Source organism: Haloarcula sp. H-GB4 (assembly GCF_030848575.1).
In the GTDB taxonomy this organism is placed as follows: domain Archaea; phylum Halobacteriota; class Halobacteria; order Halobacteriales; family Haloarculaceae; genus Haloarcula.
In genome coordinates this window covers 629,272-648,772 of sequence record NZ_JAVDDX010000002.1, presented here as the reverse complement: position 1 = coordinate 648,772, position 19,501 = coordinate 629,272, and the positions used below count along the sequence as shown (strand labels likewise).

The 19,501-nt window shown below is 63.2% G+C and carries 12 protein-coding genes; 8 read left to right on the top strand and 4 right to left on the bottom strand.

Features of this window, described 5'->3' with window-relative positions:
* Positions 1–141: 141 nt before the first annotated feature.
* Entirely contained in the window at positions 142–1,275 is a 1,134-nt protein-coding gene (locus RBH20_RS11785; RefSeq protein WP_306708775.1) for a serine hydrolase, read from the top strand.
* 113 nt (positions 1,276–1,388) lie between these two features.
* Positions 1,389–2,687, top strand: coding sequence for a DUF362 domain-containing protein (locus RBH20_RS11780; RefSeq protein WP_306708773.1), 1,299 nt, complete (start codon positions 1,389–1,391; stop codon positions 2,685–2,687).
* A gap of 549 nt (positions 2,688–3,236) precedes the next feature.
* On the opposite strand, the gene RBH20_RS11775 is transcribed toward RBH20_RS11780, so the two are convergent.
* A complete protein-coding gene (locus RBH20_RS11775; RefSeq protein ID WP_306708771.1) occupies positions 3,237–6,275 on the bottom strand; it encodes an FAD-linked oxidase C-terminal domain-containing protein in 3,039 nt (1,012 codons plus the stop codon).
* 102 nt (positions 6,276–6,377) lie between these two features.
* On the opposite strand from RBH20_RS11775, the gene RBH20_RS11770 reads away from it, so the two are divergent.
* A complete protein-coding gene (locus tag RBH20_RS11770) occupies positions 6,378–6,758 on the top strand; it encodes a VOC family protein (RefSeq protein WP_306708768.1) in 381 nt (126 codons plus the stop codon).
* 43 nt (positions 6,759–6,801) lie between these two features.
* Here the strand turns inward: RBH20_RS11770 and aceB are convergent, their stop codons facing one another.
* A complete protein-coding gene (aceB, locus tag RBH20_RS11765) occupies positions 6,802–8,109 on the bottom strand; it encodes a malate synthase AceB (RefSeq protein ID WP_306708766.1) in 1,308 nt (435 codons plus the stop codon).
* A 413-nt stretch (positions 8,110–8,522) separates the two neighbouring features.
* On the opposite strand from aceB, the gene RBH20_RS11760 reads away from it, so the two are divergent.
* Positions 8,523–9,287, top strand: a complete 765-nt coding sequence (locus tag RBH20_RS11760) for an IclR family transcriptional regulator (RefSeq protein ID WP_306708764.1) — start codon at positions 8,523–8,525, stop codon at positions 9,285–9,287.
* A gap of 494 nt (positions 9,288–9,781) precedes the next feature.
* On the opposite strand, the gene RBH20_RS11755 is transcribed toward RBH20_RS11760, so the two are convergent.
* Entirely contained in the window at positions 9,782–10,117 is a 336-nt protein-coding gene (locus RBH20_RS11755) for a hypothetical protein (RefSeq protein WP_306708762.1), read from the bottom strand.
* Positions 10,118–10,214: 97 nt separating this feature from the next.
* Here RBH20_RS11755 and malA point away from each other — a divergent pair, with 97 nt between their 5' ends.
* The 4 genes from malA to RBH20_RS11735 all read left to right on the top strand — a co-directional run bounded on the left by malA (position 10,215) and on the right by RBH20_RS11735 (position 18,322).
* Positions 10,215–12,206: an alpha-amylase MalA gene (gene malA / locus RBH20_RS11750; protein ID WP_306708760.1), complete on the top strand. Its 1,992-nt coding sequence runs from the start codon at positions 10,215–10,217 to the stop codon at positions 12,204–12,206.
* Positions 12,207–12,332: 126 nt separating this feature from the next.
* On the top strand, positions 12,333–16,868 hold the full coding sequence (locus RBH20_RS11745) for a glycoside hydrolase family 15 protein (protein ID WP_306708758.1): 4,536 nt from the start codon (positions 12,333–12,335) through the stop codon (positions 16,866–16,868).
* A gap of 50 nt (positions 16,869–16,918) precedes the next feature.
* Positions 16,919–17,863: a sugar phosphate nucleotidyltransferase gene (locus RBH20_RS11740; protein WP_306708756.1), complete on the top strand. Its 945-nt coding sequence runs from the start codon at positions 16,919–16,921 to the stop codon at positions 17,861–17,863.
* Positions 17,864–17,992: 129 nt separating this feature from the next.
* Complete coding sequence (locus RBH20_RS11735; RefSeq protein ID WP_306708754.1) at positions 17,993–18,322, top strand: hypothetical protein; 330 nt, start codon at positions 17,993–17,995, stop codon at positions 18,320–18,322.
* 15 nt (positions 18,323–18,337) lie between these two features.
* Here the strand turns inward: RBH20_RS11735 and RBH20_RS11730 are convergent, their stop codons facing one another.
* The gene (locus tag RBH20_RS11730; protein ID WP_306710441.1) at positions 18,338–19,393 is read right to left on the bottom strand and encodes a glycosyltransferase family 4 protein; all 1,056 of its coding nucleotides are present in this window, start codon (positions 19,391–19,393) and stop codon (positions 18,338–18,340) included.
* Positions 19,394–19,501: the final 108 nt, after the last annotated feature.

Here is a 19,501-nt window from a genome sequence, read left to right as displayed (position 1 = left end):
AATTGTGACTTCTCAGTGTGATCAACGTTTCGCACAATTGACTATGATAGTTCGGCAGCCCGAACGCAACCAGTAGCTATCCGCTGTTCGATTTTGCACCCGAACCTAACTTCTATTACGTGGCCGGACTCAACACAGACCATGTCACAGATTAGCGCGGACGATATCGAACAGCTTCGGGCCCAGTTCGACCGACAGCTCGATGTCGGACTGCACCACGGCGCACAGTTGGCGGTGTACGTTGACGGCGACCTTGTCGTCGACTTCGCCGGTGGCTCCACAGGTCCCGACGGTGACGAAACGACGCCCGAGACGCGCCACCTCCTGTTCTCCTGTACGAAACCGTTCGCTGGCGTCGGCCTGCACCAACTCGTCGAACAGGGTGAACTCGACTACGATGACCGGGTCGTCGAACACTGGCCCGAGTTTGCCGACGACGGCACACAGAAAGCATCGATCACTGTCCGGCAGGTGCTCAGCCACACTGCCGGTATCCCGTTCGGCGAGTTCGACGACCAGCCCGAGCGATGGGGCGACTGGGATGCCGTTGTCGCGGCGATGGAAGATATCGAGCCCGTGTTCGAGCCCGGAACGACCCCGGCGTATCACGCAATCAACTACGGCTGGCTGGTCGGCGAACTCATCCGGCGCTGTAGCGGCCAGCCGGCCGAGGAGTACGTTGCGGAGCACGTGTTCGAGCCGCTTGGGATGGACCATACCGGCATCGGTCTGCGGGACAACGAGCCCGACACCGTTGCGACCCTGGCCGGCTACGAGACGTCCGAGCGGTGTCACGACGTCGAAGAAGGGCTCGAAGACCCTGCTACGGAGTACGCCGCCGCATTCAATCAGGAAGCGACCCATCGGGCGGTGATTCCCGCAGCCAACGGCATCGGCACCGCCCGGGACATGGCCCGGTTCTACGCCTGTCTCGCAAACGGTGGGTCGCTGGACGGGACGCAACTGCTGACCGAAGCGACCGTTGACGAGGCGACCACGACCCACGCCGAAACCGAATCCGACGGCACGCTGTCGCGCCCGGCCCGCTACGGACTCGGCGTCTGGACCGGCGGGCTGGCCGCCGATATGTTCGGGGCCGCCAGCAAAGAACGGATGTTCGGCCACGCCGGCCTCGGGAGTTCGTTCGGGTGGGGCGACCCTGAATTGAATGTCGGATTCGCGCTCGTCACGAACGGTATCCGCGAGGAATCCTTCGAACACGCCGCTCGCGTCGGCCAGCTTTCCGACGCCGTCCGGCTGTTGTTGCAGGACTGAAAGCGGCATCCTCTGGAGCCTGTCGCTACAGGGGCTTCTGACCGTTCGTGTCCCCGGCCACGATAGAGTTGCGTGACCCGAGTTTTTGTATGGCTTGCCGATAATATTCTGACATGAACTTCCCCGACCGAGGCGATGTGGACGCCCTCATTGACCCACAGCCGCTGCCGAACTTCGCTCGCGTCCAGTACGAGCCGGAGACGGCCGCCGTCGACGACCCGTCGACCGCGGCGCGGGCCGAACTCGACCGCCTCGACTTCGATGGGCTGGAATCTGGCGCGACCGTTGCCGTTGCCGTCGGCAGCCGCGGCATTCACCATATCGATGATATCGCCGAGGCTGTCGTCAAAGCTGTCCGCGACCGGGGCTTCGAGCCGGTCATCGTCCCGGCGATGGGGAGTCACGGCGGAGCAACGCCGGAGGGACAGCGCGAAGTACTGGAGAGTCTGGGCGTCACGGAGTCGCGCCTCGATGCCCCCATCGATGCCCGGATGGACACTGCACAGGTCGACACCGTCACTGTCGGTGACACAGCGTTTCCGGTCCACGTTTCGACGGCGGCACAGGAAGCGGATGCCGTCGTCGTCGTGAATCGGGTGAAGCCCCACACCAACTACAGCGGCCGCATCGAGAGCGGTCTGGCGAAGATGACTGTCGTCGGGCTGGGCAAGCAACACGGCGCGAAGGCGTTCCACTCAACAGCGATCAAGGAGGGGTACGTGGAGGCGCTGGAAGCCGCACTCCCGGTTGTCGAGTCGGCGCTGCCGCTGGTCGGCGGCGTGGCGCTGGTCGAGAACTTCCACGAGGAGACGGCCCACGTCGAAGCGATTCCGGCGGGCTCGTTCACCGACCGCGAGCCAGCGCTGCTGGAACAGGCCTACGACGAGATGGCGACGCTCCCGGTCAACGACATCGACCTGCTCGTCGTCGACGAACTCGGCAAGGACGTCTCCGGCGCGGGAATGGACACGAATGTTATCGGCCGTTACCGCGTTCTCAACGCGCCGGACCCCGACGAGCCGTCGATCAAGCTGCTGTACGCCCGTGGACTCACCGAGGCGACGAAGGGCAACGGCAACGGCATTGGGCTGGCTGACATCACCCGACAGGCCGCCCTCGACCAGTTGGACCTGCAGAAGACGTACGCGAACGCGCTCACCAGCGGGTCGACGGCAAAGGCGAAGCTCCCCCTCGTTGCGCCGGACGACGAGTTCGCCATCCGGACGGCGCTGTCCGGGCTCGGCGGCTACGACCCTGACACCGTCCGCATTGTCTGGATACAGACCACACAGGACCTCTCGACGCTCCACGTCTCCGAGCCGCTTGTCGATGAGTTACCAGCCGCCGCCGAAGTCACCGACTTCGAGTCGCTTGCCTTTCCCGACGGGACAGCGTCGTTTACCCGGGAGTGACCCATCGATATCGGCGCCCCCGTCATGCTCCTGAAACAATTTCTAACAACTGTACATCCGTTTCTCTGACTGAACTGTGTCGCTGTGCTCCGCTGTGGCTCAGACAGGACTGCAACCCGTGCCAGTGTGAGAGGTAAAGTAGAGCTGTATTCTGAATATACACGATTATATTATGCCACATCGAACCAATATACACTTAGTACGAGTGTATGGGGCATATTGTTTAACATAAATACATTTCTAGATGTGTTTTCGATAATATGGATCCAGAAAATCTAAATATAGTAATAAAACACGGGGAGGGCGCGGTACTTCCCATCGGTGTAAATGCAGCAGTGGATGACCAGCCTGAAAAAACCGTTGTCTCCGGCCAGCAGGTGGCGATATCATCGGATTCGGACCGCGACAGCGCAAGCAAGTGCATCAGGTGCTTAGCTTATCGCTGCTGTTGTGCTCCAGTCGGCTTCGGGCGGGGAACGAACGTCCAGCCATCGCGATGGCCGCCCCTGTTGCCGAGACCGCCCAGTGAATTTTTATGTCCCCGCGTGACTACGGGGTCGTCCTGTCCGGCACGCGCTCGGCGACGACCTCGATAGGGTGGGGCGGAATCTCGTCGACGCCGTCGCGGTCACCCAACTGCGAGCGGCAGGAGCCGCCCGGCGCAACGACGCGGTCACCATCGCTCTCATCGACTTCGTCGAACAGCAGCCGCCCGATAGTTTTCGAGAGGTCGTAGTGCTCGTCGTGGTAGCCGAAGCTCCCGGCCATGCCACAGCACGTCGAGTCCAGCGGGTCGACTTCGTAGCCGACGCGGCGCATGACGCCGACGGCGTGATGGTCCTTGTTGGTCCCCTTCTGGTTACAGTGGCCGTGATAGCTGACCGCGCCAGCGGCCCCGAGCGATCGGTCCTCGACCGGCAGCGCGTCGTCAAGTCGGAACGTATCAAGATATTCCAGCACGCCGTAGGCGCTGTCGGCCACCTGCGATACTGCCGACCCGTCGAGTAAGTCCCGGTACTCGTCTTGGAACATCACGGCGTCGGAAGGCTCGACAAACACGATGTCCCAGCCCTCGGCGACGCGATCCGACAGCCGGTCCGTGTTTGTCTCGGCTCGGTCGCGAGCCAGGTCCAGCATCCCAGTGGAGTACGCCGCTCGCCCGGACGGCGCGGTGTTGTCCGGAATGGTGACGTGGACGCCTGCGGCTTCGAGGGTTTCGACGGCGGCCTTGCCGGCCGTCGGGTACGAGTAGTTCGTGTACGTGTCGGGGAACAGCAGGACTTTGCGGTCGGCCTCGGCCCGTGAGACAGTTGAGCCACCGCGTGCGTCGAACCAGCCACGGAGCGTTTCCCGGCTGAAGGTGGGGAGTTCGCGCTCGGGCGCGATGCCGAACAGTTTCTGCATGACCATTCGCGCGCCAGGGATGTTCGTCGCCCAGTTCGAGACCGGGGCCAGCGCCGACCCAATCTTCGAGGCGGTGTCGATGTTGGCGAACAGGCGCTCACGGAGGCTGGTCCCCTCCGCTTCGTGGTGCTGGTGTTTCAGCTCGGTCTTGAGTTTCGCCATGTCGACACCGGTCGGGCAGTCGCTCTTGCAGCCCTTGCAGCCGACACAGAGATCGAGCACTTCCTCTTGGAAGCGCTCGGAGTGTATTTCGTCTTCGTCAAGGTCGCCACTGATAGCCGACCGGAGGAGGTTTGCCCGGCCCCGCGTCGTCTGGACCTCCTCCTCTGAGGCGCGGTAGGTCGGACACATCACGTCCCCGTCGGTCTGGCGGCAGGTCCCACAGCCGTTACATAGCTCGACGAGCTCCGAGAAGCCGCCTTCGTCCTCGAAGTCCAGCGTCGTCTGTGGCTCCAGAGACTGGTAGTCGGGCCCGTACCGGAGATTCTCCCGCATATCTGCACCGACACCACGGTCGGCGTCGGGGCCGATGTCATCCGGTCCCTCGCGGTAGACGACGTTGCCCGGGTGCATCCACCATTGCGGGTCGAATGCCGTCTTGACCTGTTTGAACGCATCCCAGAGCGTTTCGCCGTACATCTTGGGCGTGAACTCTGTTCGGGCCATCCCATCGCCGTGCTCGCCGGAGAACGACCCGTTGTGTTCCAGCACGAGGTCGGTCACGTCGTCGGTGATGGAGTGCATGTCCTCGATACCGGATTCCTCTTTCAGATTGAGAATCGGCCGGATGTGGAGCGTCCCGGACCCAGCGTGAGCGAAGTATGCAGCGGAGGTGTCGTGGTCAGTCAGCACCTCCTCGAACTTCTCGACGTACTCGGCCAGTTCGGCGGGCGGGACCGTCGCATCCTCGATGAACGGGTATGGCTTGGGGTCGCCGTCCATCGACATCAGGAGCGGAATCGCCGCCTTCCGGAGCTTCCAGAGGTCGGCCTGATCCGCGTCGGTGTAGGCCTCGACCACGTCGAAGGCCGCTCCGTTATCGAGGAACCGCTCGGTGGTCCGCGCGATGGCCGCCTCGAAGTCGTCGTGCAACTCTGAGTCGTATTCGAGCATCAGTGCGGCCGCCGCCCGGTCGGGAATCGGGTCGACATACTCGGCGTAGCCGTCGGAGCCGGCTGCGAGCCTGAACACCTCGTCGTCCATCAGCTCGACCGCGCTGACACCGTAGTCGAGTGCGACCGGGACGGCCCGCATCGCGTCCGCCAGCGTGTCAAAGCAGTACAACACCAGGGCAGTCTCCTCGGGGACGGTCACCAGCGAGAGTTCGGCCTCGACGATGACCCCGAGGGTCCCCTCGCTCCCGACGAATAGCTTCGCAAGGTTCAGCACCCGCTCGCCGTCGTCGTTCTCGTAGATGACACGGTCGAGGTTGTAGCCCGACACCCGGCGCTTGAGGTCCGGGTAGCGGTCCTCGATTTCCTCGGCGTTCTCCTCGACGATTTCGCGGACCGTTCGATAGATGTCGGCCTCACGGTCGTCCTTGCTCACGATGTCGTCCCACTCTGGCGAGTCGATGACGACCTCGCGGGCGTGGATAAGTGAGCCGTCAGAGAGGACGGCTTTCACCGCGTCAGTGTAGGCGTCGGTGATGCCGTACCGTACCGAGTGTGCGCCGGTAGAGTTGTTCCCGATGCCGCCGCCGACCGAAGCGCGGTTCGACGACGCGGGGTCCGGGGCGAACTTCAGGCCGTACTCGGCCAGCGTGTCATCTAGGTCGTCCTGCACCACACCGGGCTGGATGTGCGCTGTCTGCTCATCCGGCCGAATATCGAGGATATCGTCCATATGTCGAGACATATCCAGGACGACACAGCCCGGGCCGACGGTCTGCCCGGCGAGCGACGACCCGGTCCCGCGGGGCAGTATCGGGACGCCGTGGCTCGTTGCCACGTCGACAGCAGCCCGCACGTCGTCGATATCAGTCGGATACACGACCCCTGCCGGTTCAGCGCGATAGATGCTCCCATCCGTCGCATACAGAATCCGGGCGTATTCGTCGAACTCAACCCCACCAGTGACGCGTGAACGGAGCGCTTCCGCCAGGTCCCGATACGCGTCAACATCCGGCCGATTCAGGTCCAGTTCCTGTGCCGACCAGGTGTCCTCGACATTTTCGATCGCCATACGAGCATTCAGGAGTAATAATCATTAAAGTCTGTGGCATGCGGTCACAATTCGCTTTGCGTAGCCCGCCAGCTATTTGCCCGAGGGCACTGGAAGCGATGTATGGCCAGTGCAAGCATACTTCACATGTGCCTGAACGTCGCCGACGCCACAGAATCGATCGCGTTCTACGAGCAGTTCGGCTTCGAGGAGTCCTGGCAGTTCACCACGCCGGACGGGGAGACGACGAACTACTACGTAACCGACGACGATGGTGTCGAACTGCAACTATCGGAAACGAACGGGGAGACGAGCTTCGAGATGGGGTCCGGCTGGGACCACCTCGCACTCGGCGTGGACGACGTCGACGCGACGGTCGAGCGAATCGACCACCACGGTGTCGTCAAAGAGCCAGGTCCACAGCCGGAAGCCGGTGCGTACACGGCCTTCGTCGCTGACCCCGACGGCCATCACGTCGAACTCATCGAACCGCTGGAAGACTGAACCGCGCCCACGGCGTTTCGAGTGACGAAACGGGATGCGCCCGTCAGTTCCCGACAGCCGTGGCGCGTTCGACGATGTCAGCGCCGTACATCTCCTCTAGTTCCTCGTGCTGGTCCGGCCGGTGCTCGTACACGTCCTGGAACAGCGTGATGGGCGTCTGGGCAGCCTGATAGGTCGCTTCGTCCCACATCCGGTCTTTGCTGATGTCGACTTCGACGCCGTTGATGACCAGCGTGGCGGCCTGGGTCATCGCGATAGCTCCCTTGCCGGCCTCCTTTGCGGCCTCGAACTCCTCCATCGAGTCGACGATGTCGTTCATGCTGGGGATGTAGGCGGTGCGGTCGAGCAATTCCTCGGTGAGTTCGTCGTCGTCCAGTTCGAGTCGCTCACCACCTGCTTGCAGGACGTAGCCGCCGTCGCCGACCGCCTCAAGCGAGAGGTCGTCGCCGTCGTACACCTGCTTGCCGTCCTGTGCCTCGAGTTCGACCTCCTGACCGCTGGCTTCGAGGAGCCAGCTCCCAGTCTTCGGCGGGAGCGGAGCCGTGTTCGCCTCCACGACCTGGCCCGGCGTCAGCGACCAGATGCCGGTCATCCCCTTCGCACGGTTGTCCTGCATCCGTTCGCGGTACCCCTCGACGTCCCGGATATCGTCGTACGGGCCGTCGACGGCGATGAGACCCGCGGCGCTGGCACCCCGGGAGGTGTTGTGGCGCAGTTCGGGCCACGGCGGGAGTTCCCCGGTGGGCGTCATCGCGCGCATGTCCTTCGTGTAGTCGACCTCGCCGTCGACGAGCAGGAACATGCGTTCGAGGTTGTTCGAGGGCTTGCCCATCTCGTCTCGCAGGTCGCCCATCGCCAGTTCGGCTTCGCCGCTCTCGACGATGACCGACATGGAGAGGCTCCCCTCTTCGAGCCCGTGTTCGTTCTCGATGATGGTGAAGAACTCGTCGGCTTTCTTCCAGTCGTCGATGTCACCAACCTCCGGAATCACGAAACCGTCGATGTGCTCGACCGCGCCGTTTTCGGGATCAGTGATTTCGAGCATCTGCTGGAAGCCCTGATAGCGGGTCGACGGCGACTCGCGGTGCCAGACCACGCGTGGGTGGATTTCGCCGGGGAACTCAGCGCCCTGGTTGGCGACGACGTCGATGATGTTCTCGACACCCTCAGCGCGCATGTTCGGTGCCGTCGCGTCTTCGTTGTCCGGGACCCAGACATCCGGGGCCTGCAGGCCGCGGAGCTGGCCGGCGCTTCGCAGCATCTTCGCGGAATCCTCCTCACCGTCCACCGCTGTCGGCGAGGTAAAGAACGTTCTGACGAACTCGCGGTCGTAGTGTCGCGTCACACTCATAACTCATCTCAAAAAACCCAACGGAGCCGCTTAAATCTACCGTCCACCATCGACCGAAACATCAACGAGAGCGGTCGTTCCACCGTCTCTCAGCAGATTCGAAAATACGAAATATCTATGCTATGTTACCTTTCATTACTTCTCCGCTCGGACGACACAACGGTCAACGGCGTACACTGGTCTGTCGGTATCTCGTGGCCGTTCGGTCGCCACATTAGGGAGCCCCCGGCGACTTCGACCGGTGGTTTCGCGCCAGTGACCCGATTTTCCGTTTCGTCTTTTCGAATACCTGTGCCGGTCGAAAAGCTCGATGACGCACATTCTGCCGTACGTGTTGCCCCGGAAGCTACCGCAGAGCGGTTGTCACAGTCGATACGGCAATTTTATTCGAGCGGCGGCAGAACTGATGACTAATGACACAGGCAAAAACGGACTCGGTCCGGGCGACGCAGACTTCGCTGGCGGTACTCTCGGGTATCAAAGACCTCGGTGGGAGTGCGACGCTGGTCGAACTCGCTGACTCGCTGGAGCCGGCCAAGAGCACGATATACAAACACTTGGTGACGCTGGAAGACGAGGGACTGGTCGTCGAACGGGACGGCGAGTACCGAATCGGGCTCCGGTGGCTAGAGTTCGGCGGCATGGCACAGCGCTACGACGGCATCTACGAGGTCGCAAAGCCCGAGGTTAGACGGATGGCCGTTGAGACCGGCGAACTGGCGAACCTGATGATCGAAGAGCAGGGCTACGGCATCTACATCCACACGACCAGCGGCGACCAGGCAGTCGCACTCGATACGCGCCTCGGGAAGCGGATTCACCTCCACAAGACCGCCATCGGCAAAGCGCTCTTGTCGAGTTTCGACGACGACCGGGTCACGGAAATCATCGATACCCGTGGGCTGCCGGCCGAGACGGACAACACCATCACAGACCGCGAGACGCTGTTCGCGGAACTGGAGACGATCCGAGAACGCGGCGTCGCCGACGACACCGAAGAGCGGGTCGACGGGACCGGCTGTGTCGGGGTTCCCATCGATACCGGCGACCGCCGCGAGGCCGCCATCAGCATCACCGCACCAATCAACCGGTTGCAGTCGCCGGGCCGCAAGGCACAGCTCATTGACACGGTGCAACAGGCTGCTAACGTCATTGAGGTCAACCTGGCTCACGAGTAACCGCTCTGGTTGTGGTATCGACAGCCCGGTCGGCCGCTATCCCTGTGGACTGTCCGATTCTCGGTGAAATCTAATACCAGTACAGTTGTTATTCGACGACTGAGTACCCGCTACTCGTGGCGGACAAGTCGGATTGTCTTTGGGAGATACACCTATACCCAAATTCCTCGACATAATGCTACTCACGGACTGCTTCTCCCCCTATCTAGTATCTCCTCTCCTATCTTGAAAATACATTTTTGATAGGTGAATATATACCGAGAAAGACACAGGATATAGATGTATTTTGGCGGCAATATCGAATATATAGTTACGTATCAGTCATAGTAGTTCCAAATATGGATTCTCAACCCTAGACTGGGAAAAATATGTGCTAGATATGCGACTATCAGTATACGTCGGCGTCACCTGTCGCTATCTGGCGTCCTAAACAGAGTTGCTGGAAGACCATCGACTAGTGCTGCTCACAGGACTGTTCTTGGGAGAGCGAACGATTATCGGTACCACAGACTCACAGCGAGGATACCGAAGTACGTTATGAGCCCCCAGCACGCCGCAGCGACGACGGCTGGACCCAGAAAGACTGCGAATCCGCCAGCAACACCCAGAAGCGTGACAGCCGAAGCCGTCCGCACGCCGCGGCGCTCCCACAGCGACGCCACAGGTGTGTCGAGCACGAACAACGCTTCGACACCTAGTGCGCCGATTACCCCGACAGCGACGGCGGATTCGGCCCAGAGCGTGTCGAGTGCGCCGGCCCGGCGCAGATACGCGACGAGGACCAGTCCACAGAGCAGGGCAAACCCGGCATCGCGTCGGTAGCTGGGCACAGGGACGGTACACACCGTAGCCAGAAAGCGGTGCTGCCGGCGGCGGGATGCTCGCGGCTACCCCAAGTACAAAGACACTGTCAATCGCAGTGAACCTATGCACCATCCTGGACCGCCGCGGTTCGTGGCGACGGGTGACGAGGTCGAACTCGCGCCCCGCGACCCGGACCCGTCGGCGACCTACACATGGCGACTCACGCAGGCACCGAAAGAATCAAGAGTATCGCTCGGCGACGACCCGGTCGAGCATCTCGTCCCCGATGCGCCGGGCACATACGTCGTCCGACTCACCGCACCCGACGGCGAACACGACCTCACTGTGCGCGCGTTTCCGGGGAGTCTCCAGCCGAGTGACACACACACGTCCGGCCGCTCCGGCGGTCACAGCGGTGGCGTCTCCGGTGAGCGAAGTGGCTCGGGCCGTAGCGGGAGCGGCGAGTACACCTCGGCAAGGGACAGCGGCGGAGACGGCGGCGGCGGCCAGCCGCGCCTGACGCTGCGGCCGGAGATCGAGGGCGACGAGGCCGTGGTTCGGGCAGACTGCAGCCCCCACCCCGAGGGGACCGAGACAGCCAGCGACCTCGCCGTCGAGTTCTTGCTGGACGACCGTGACGACATCGACGCCGACGCGGTGACCCGGGGCGGGACGACTCTCCGGATTCCGCTGGACGCGCTCCCGGACCGCGCTCGTATCCACGCCGTTGCCGTCGGAGACCACGGCTACAGCGTGCCCGACGCCGTCGAGTTCACTCGCGACGGGAACGGCGTCGAGACAGTGACGAGCGGCGACGGGGTCGCTGCCAGTCGACCGTACGACGCGCCGGCCTGGGCTGAGGACGCTGTCATCTACGAGATCTACGTCCGCACATTCGCCGGCGAGAGCGACGACTCGCCGTTCGACGCGATTATCGACCGTTTGGACTATCTCGACTCGCTCGGCGTCGACGCCATCTGGCTCACGCCGGTGTTACAGAACGACCACGCGCCCCACGGCTACAACATCACTGACTTCTTCGAAATCGCGTCGGATCTGGGCACCCGCGCGGACTACGAGCGGTTCATCGAGGCGGCCCACGACCGCGGGCTCAAGGTGCTGTTCGACCTCGTCTGTAATCACTCGGCGCGGACCCACCCCTACTTCGAGTCCGCCGTTGAAGGGCCAAACGCCGACTATCGGGAGTGGTACGAGTGGCGAAGTGACACCGAACCAGAGACGTACTTCGAGTGGGAGCATATCGCGAACTTCAACTTCGATCACCTGCCGGTCCGCCGGCACCTGCTCGATGCGGTTGCCCAGTGGGCTGAACTGGTCGACGGGTTCCGCTGTGACATGGCCTGGGCCGTCCCGAACAGCTTCTGGCGTGAGATCCACGATTACTGCAAGGACCACGACAGCGAGTTCTTACTACTGGACGAGACCATCCCGTACATCCCCGACTTCCAGGCCGGGCTGTTCGATATGCACTTCGACTCGACGACCTACGCCGCGCTCCGGCAGGTCGGCGGCGGCGGCGATGCCGAGGCTGTCCTCAGTGCCATCGAGGGTCGGGCGGAGATCGGCTTCCCCGAGCACGCGTCGTTCATGCTGTACGCTGAGAACCACGACGAAACTCGCTATATCGTCGATTACGGACGGGACGCCGCCGAGGCTGCCGCGGGGGCGCTGTTCACGCTCCCGGGCGCACCGTTGCTGTACGCCGGTCAGGAGTTCGGCCAGCGCGGCCGGCGCGACGACCTTGCGTGGGACCACGCCGACGAGACGCTCCGGTCGTTTGTCAGCGATCTTTCGGCAACCAGACACGACCAGCCGGCGCTGTCGGCGGATGCTGACCTCGTCCGAATCCCGTACGAGGTCCGAGACGGGCCGTCCGACCGCGTCGTCGCGTACGCACGAACGACTGCAGAGGACGCGGCTGTCGTAGTGCTCAACTTTAGCAGCGAGCCGACGACGGTTGGGCTACCGGCCGGAACTGACGGTACCGACCTCGTTTCCGGGGAGCACTGTGGCGCTGCTGGCGACGGGGATGCGACCGTTTCAGTCGATAGTGTTGGCGTGTTTTCGGCTGCCGAGAGCGACCTGCGCCAGTAATCCACGCGGGCGGGTCCGTTCAACACCAGCGGCTCCGCCCTCCCGGGGTACGCAGTCGTGGCCCCGAAGTATCACTAATTTGTCCGAACCACAGGAGTTTATAGAGAGTGGTCTACTTTGATGTGTATGCGGCTTTCGACAGCGCTCAACGAATACAAACGGACTCGTCATGAGCGCTTTCCAGAGGAGCGCAGGACTGTTTCAGGCTCTTTCTCCGGGCATGGTGATCGACTCGTACACGTCGGCGAAGACGGCACACTGAAGGACTATTCCGATTCGCTCTCCGGGCTCTCCGGTATCGACCGCTCCCGCCTTGGGGTTATGCTTGGAGACGAAACACGGTGGTTCAGTGACTTGGAGACGATCAGACAGCACTACTATCGCGAGACGCGGCTCGTTGAGACCGAATACGACGCGGGATCGTTCACGGTCCACCAGTACGACCTGACGCTGGGACGGGCACACGTCACGCACGTCGCGATGCGCGGAGCCGTGCCTCAGGACGCCAAGCTCGTAGCGTTCGTCACACTGGCTCCCGACAGTAGCGACAGCGGCGTCGGCTCGCTGATTCACGAGGATGCCGGGCCCGACAACTCGCGGGTGCTGGAAGTGTACCACCGACGAGAGCACGATTACCTCGCCTCGTCGACCGGGCTGGACGCTGTCGCCGGACAGCGGCCGGAACGCCTCGCCGAGATACTCGAGGACAGCCCGATCGAGTTCCCGCGGTCGGAGCCGGTCGAGCGACGCGACCAGACTCGACTCACCGGCGACTTCCTCGTGACTGCGCCGCTTGATCGGTCCGGACGCAGCAAGGACACGACCCTGGTCAGTCAGCTCTCGAACCACGACGAGGTCGACCGGGAGACGGCACTGCTCGACCTTGCCGATTGCGTGACGGAGCATACGACGTCTGACGACCTCCGGCAGGCTGGACGGGAACGAACGCGCATCGACGTGACTGAATCCATGCCACGCTCGGACTCGATACGCATGGACCTGCGGGTGCTCGACCTGCTGTCCTCGCCGACCGGCGGTCGCATCGCTGCCCCGGAATTCGACCCGTTTTATGCGAACTCCGGCGGCTACGGGTACGTCTGGTTCCGCGATGACGCCTCGGTCTCCCGGCACCTGCTCGAAGCCGGCGACCGACTCGATATCGATACCGTAGAAATGCTGACTGAGAGCGCAGAGTTCCTCTGTGATAGCCAGCTTTCCGACGGGCGGTGGCCCCACCGCGTCTGGGCCGACACCGGGGCTATCGCGCCGGGGTGGGCCAATGCCAGAGTTGAGCACAACGCGGAATCGCCGGAGTATCAGGCCGACCAGACCGCGACTGTCACTGCCTTCCTCGCGACACTGTTGCGAACACATCGCAGCAAGCTGGACGCCGAACTGACGGCGATGGTTCGGGAAACGATCCAGACAGCCGTCGACACGCTCATTGAAGACATTGCGGCTAACGACCTGCCCGAGCCGTGTCAGAACGTCTGGGAGGACTCAATCGGGCAGTTCACCCATACTACTGCGACGTTCATTGGGGCCTTCGCCGCGGTGGGCCGTGCCCCAATGCCAGAGTCGGTCTGTGAGCGGAGTCTGGCGGCGGCCGAGCAATTGCTCGACGGGCTGGATACGCTCTGGGACAGTGATCTGGGCGTGTACGTGATGGGGCTGACAAACGGAACGCCGGACCACCGCATCGACGCTGCGGGGCTCCACCTCGCGGATGCACTGCAGGAGTACGACAACGTCGAGCGGACGACACTCTCTGACCAGCACCTCACGCACCTGGCCGACCACGTGAGCACGACGCTTGACACGCTGTTCCGGAACCCCTCCGAGAGCCGGGTCGCGGGACTGGCCCGCTACGAGGGCGACCGCTGGCGGACCGGTCATCAGGACAGCGAGAAGGTCTGGACAGTCACGACGGCGATGGGGGCCCTCGCAGCCGCCCGTGTCGGCGACATGCTGAACGACCGCGACGAGGGCGGCGACGCCTACCTTGACCGCGCGAGCGACCTGTACGAACTGCTCGAGGAGGACGGCCCACTCACGACCGACGCTGGCTACCTCGCCGAACAGGCCTTCGACGACGGCGCCCTCGACAGCGCGACGCCGCTTGGCTGGTCGCACGCGTTACGGCTTCACGCGACCGCACGGCTGGGTGAGCTAAACGCGCTCCCCACGACATCGGCCGGGACTGAGGGGCCGAGTGAGCGCCCGACCTGGACGACCGGGGAGAAGTACGGCGTCGGCACCGTCGCCGACCACGACGAGCAGGACCCCTCCCGCGTCTGGTTCACGCTCACCGAGGGCGCACTGACGGAGGCTCGCTACCCGCAGGTGGACCTGATGAACCTGCGGACGCTCGATTTTCTGGTCCGGTGTACGGACGAGACGGATTACGCCGTCCGGACCCATCGCGAGAACCGCCGGACCGACGACAGCGTCAGGCGACGCGTCGAACCCGTCGACGACGAGGCGCTGCTTTATCGCCACGTTTTCACCGAGACCGGCGACGGCCAAGGCCACGAGTGGACGCTCACCGTCGACTACGCGACCGACCCCGAACACGACGCCATCGTCGCCGACGTATCATTCAGCTCAGCGGACGACAAATCCTACGACGTGTTCTCCGTCGCGGACATCGCGCTTACCAGTACGATCACGGAGGACCGCGCCATCAGATACGGCCAGCCCGGGAGCTACCACCTTGTCGGCCGGAACCCCCGCGCCTACACCGACCAGACCGACAACGACCTGCTCGTCGACGAGAACGGTGACGCCTACTCCGTCGCTGTGGCGATGGCCGCGGCCGGGCGCTTCGACTGGGCAACCGTCGGCGCGGCTGGTAGCGACCACCTCGACGGACTGTACTCTGACGGTGACCTCCCGGACCCGGTCGAATCCATCGACGGGACGAACCTCGTCCTCATCGGTCGGCTGGACTCGGGAACCAGAGTCAGGGACACGGTCGCGCTCGGCTTCGCGCGACAGGCTGACACCGCCGCCGCGCTGGGCGAAGCCGACGGTGCGCTCGACCGCGGCTACGAGACGGTCAGTGCCGAGTACGCTGACAGCTGGGCCGACTTCCTGTCGGACAAGCAACTCCCGGACTCGGTCGCTGACGACGACGCGCTGGCGAACCAGTACCGAACCGCGCTGATGACGCTTCTGGCCGTGGAGGACAAGACCTACCACGGAGCGTCTATCGCCTCGCCGTCAGTGCCGTGGGGCGAGGCCGTCCACGCCGAGGAGCCCAAGGGCTACGGCTACAACTTCGTCTGGTCCCGGGACCTGTATCAGGTGTTCAGCGTGTTCGACGCCATCGGGTCGCTGGACATCGCGACGGACCAGCTGGAGTATATCTACGAGTACCAGCAGGACGACGCCGGCTTCATTCCGCAGAACACCTACGTCAACGGGACGACCCGCTGGGGCGGCGAGCAGATGGACAACATCTCGTTCCCGCAGGTGATGGCCTATCGGCTTGCCGAGAGCGGCGTCGACTTCGAGGATGTCGAGTACAGCTACGAGAACGTCCGGCGGTCGGCCGAGTACGTCGTCCGCCATGGCCCTGAGACCGCACAGGAGCGCTGGGAGGAGGAGGCCGGCTTCTCGCCGTCCTCGATTGCGGCCGAAATCGCGGGACTCGCGTGTGCGGCGAAAATCGCCCTCGACACCGGCCACGAGGCCGACGCGCTCGTCTGGCTGGCGCTGGCCGACCAGTGGGCGAACAACGTCGAGGCTTGGACCGCGACCGAGACCGGGACCGAGCGCCACACCAACACGCCCTACTACACGCGGATCACGCTCGACGGGAACCCCGAAATGGGCCACCTCCGGACGCTCGCCAACGACGGTCCGACGCTGGACGAGCGCAACATCATCGACGGCGGCTTCCTCGAACTCGTCCGGCTGGGTATCAAGCCTGACGACGACGAAACGATCCGGAACTCCCTCGTCGAAGTCGACGACACCATCAGCGTCGACACGGAGTACGCGCCCGGGTTCTACCGGTACAACGGCGACGGATACGGCGAACGCGGCCGGGACGACCAGGGCGCGCCGTGGACGGTCGAACACAAGGGGAAGGGCCGCCTCTGGCCGCTACTCACCGGCGAGCGCGCCGAGTACGAACTCCACCGTGACGACCCGGACATCCCCCCGGAGAACGCTCTCCGGATGATGCAGGACGTGGCGAACTCGGGCCGGATGATCGCCGAACAGATCTGGGACCGCGGCCACGCGACCGAGTACGACTGGGAGTTCGCCGAAGGGACCGGCTCGGCGACGCCGCTGGCGTGGTCGATGGCCCAGTACGTGCGGCTGGCTCACGGAATCAGCGCCGGCGAGCCGGTCGAGACGCCCGCGTTCGTCGACGACCGCTACCGGGAGCGGCGGGCGCACACGCCCGACCGCAGCCCCGCGCTCCGCGTCGATACGCAGTTCCGTGGGAACGAGCTGGTCGTCTCCGGCGAGACGACCGGTGTCTGTGTTGTCGTCAAGACGCCAGCCGACATCACATACATTCCCGTTGATGACCGTGAATTCGAGGTCGCAGTCGATGTCGATCCCGGTGAGAACCAAGTAATCGTTGCCGCCGCGGACGACGAAGATCTGGTTACTGCCGGGACAACCGTCTGGCAGCTCAACCTCTAGAGCCGCCAACAAGTAGTTACCACTTTATAATTCGGGTCTGACTGTGGGATATGGACGCGATAGTTCTAGCTGGCGGCTACGCGACACGGCTGTGGCCGATCACTCGGCGTCGGCCAAAGATGCTACTCCCGGTCGGTGAAACGACCGTTATCGACGGCGTTCTCCAGTCACTGGAAGACGACGAGCGAATCGGAACGACGTATCTCAGCACGAACGAGGCCTTCGCCGACGAGTTCGAGGCCCACATCGACGAGATGGGCTACGAAAAGGTCCAACTCTCCATCGAGAGCACGGCGGACGAAGACGAGAAGTTCGGCGTCGTCGGCGCGCTCGCACAACTGATCGACCGCGAAGGTATCGACGACGACCTGTTTATTATCGGCGGGGACAACCTCATCGGCTTCGACCCCTCGGAGTTCCTTGACTTCTTCGAGGAGCGCGACGGGCCGGCACTTGCTGCCTACGACGTAGGCTCGCGGGAGAAAGCCAAATCCTACGGGCTCGTCGAACTCGATGGCGACCGTGTCATCGACTTTCAGGAGAAACCGGACCATCCTAAGAGCACGCTTGTTTCGATTGCCTGCTACGCCTTCCCGGCTGAATCGCTCCGCTTCGAGGAGTACCTCTCGGGCGACAACAACCCCGACGAACCGGGCTGGTACATCGACTGGCTGCAACAGCAGGAGCCGGTGTCCGCGTTCACCTTCGACGATGTCTGGTTCGACATCGGGACGCCAGATTCGTATTTCGAGACCGTCGAGTGGAAACTCGGTGGCGGGTCACTCATCCACCCCGACGCGACCGTCGAGAACTCCGAAATCGGTGACACTGTCCACGTGATGGCCGGGGCGGAAGTGACCGACAGCAGCCTCGAACGGACCATCGTCTTCCCGGACGCCGAGGTCCACGACTGCGACCTCGACGAAACGATCCTCGGCGAGGACGTCTACGTCGAGGGGTACAACATGTCGGGCTCGCTCATCATCAACCGCTGATGGCTCGCGACAACGGGTCCGCTGTTCGAGTGCAGGACTCACGGCGGTCCACCGCCAGCCATCGCACCGCTGGCGAAGGACTAAGTGACACAGCGCCGTTTACTCGCCGTACGCAAGCTACCAGATAACATGGCACAAACAGAAACGGAGCCAGTCACGTTCGAGATGACAATCGACGACGGCCGGACCAGAATTGATGTCACGGGCGACCGCGACACGGCTGTCGTGGTCCGCTCGAAATCGGGCGAGAAAATATACCTGCCGCCAGAAGATTTCGACCGCCCGCCGGAAGACAGGCAGACACCGTACGACAGCCCCTACCAGTCGGCTGACGGAACCGCCGATAGCCCGTACCGGACACAAACGGACACAACATCTGTGACGGGGCTGGAGCCGACCGCTGACGGCTATCTGATCGTCCACCCGGAGCCGGTCACGGACGTTCGCTTTCTCCGGTGAGTTCGGGGCCGCAGGTCAGGCTTCATCCAGAACTTCGTGGTAGAACTCAACGTGCTCGTCAGCGACTTCGCCCCAGGTTCGAACATCGTACTCAATCGGCGTCGACAGCGATAGCGCGTGCTCAATTCCCCCAGCGATGGAGTCCGAATCGGGCTCGACCTCGATGACGCAGTCTTCGTTGAGAAGTTCCGCGGCTCCGCTCTCGCAAGCGACGACGCGCGTCCCGACCGACAGCGCTTCGACGATGGTGATGCCGAACGGCTCCGCCAGCGACGGCGAGACGAACAAGTCGGCGCTGTTGTAGTAGTCCCCGAGTTCCGACTGGGGGAGATACCCCGGGAAGTAGACACGGTCCTCGACTCCCAGCAGCTCCGCGAACCGTTCGAGCTGTTCGGTGAGGTGACCCGAGCCGCCGAGTACGAGGCTCACGTCGTCCCGACCGAGCTTTGAGAGCGCGTACAGCAGGTACGACAGCCCCTTCTGGTCGGTGTGTCGACCGACGAAAAACAGCATCTTCCCGTCGATACCCAGCTCCGCCTTGATGTCTCGGCCCGTCGGCTCCACCGACGAGAACCCGTTGTAGATGACCGTCGAGTCTGCGTCGTACTGCTCGCGAATCCGCCGCTGTGTGAACTTGCTCACCGCGACGACGTGGTCTGAGCGGTTGGCGACCCGCTGCTCTGTTTCGACCTCACGCTGTGGTGGCGTCACGTTCCGGTCCGCCGATAGCGAGTGAAACGTCGAAATCCACTCCACATCGTGTGACGATTTAGCCCGCGAGCCGGGGTTGTAGCCGAACCAGTCGTTCGTGTGGATGATGTCGGCGTCGGCCGCTTTGTCGGCAAACTCTCCAGCCAGCCGACCAATGCGGGTGATAATGTCACCGCTTCCCGTTGAGACGCCGTGGATCCCGTCGCGGTCCGGCGGCGCGTACTCCGCGGGCAACACCAGCTCGAACTCGACGTCGTCTCTCGGTTCGAGCTGTTCGAACAGCTCCCCGATAGCGGTATCAAGCCCGCCGGTGATGTTGGGTGGGAACCCCCAGCCAAGCATCAGAACGTTCGGTGGCATCTCTGTAACTGACTCTCTCGTCATAGCATCAAATGGATACAATATATATGTTTGCGTACCCCCGCCGCAACGTCCTGACACGGATACGACGGTATCCCGCTCAGCCTC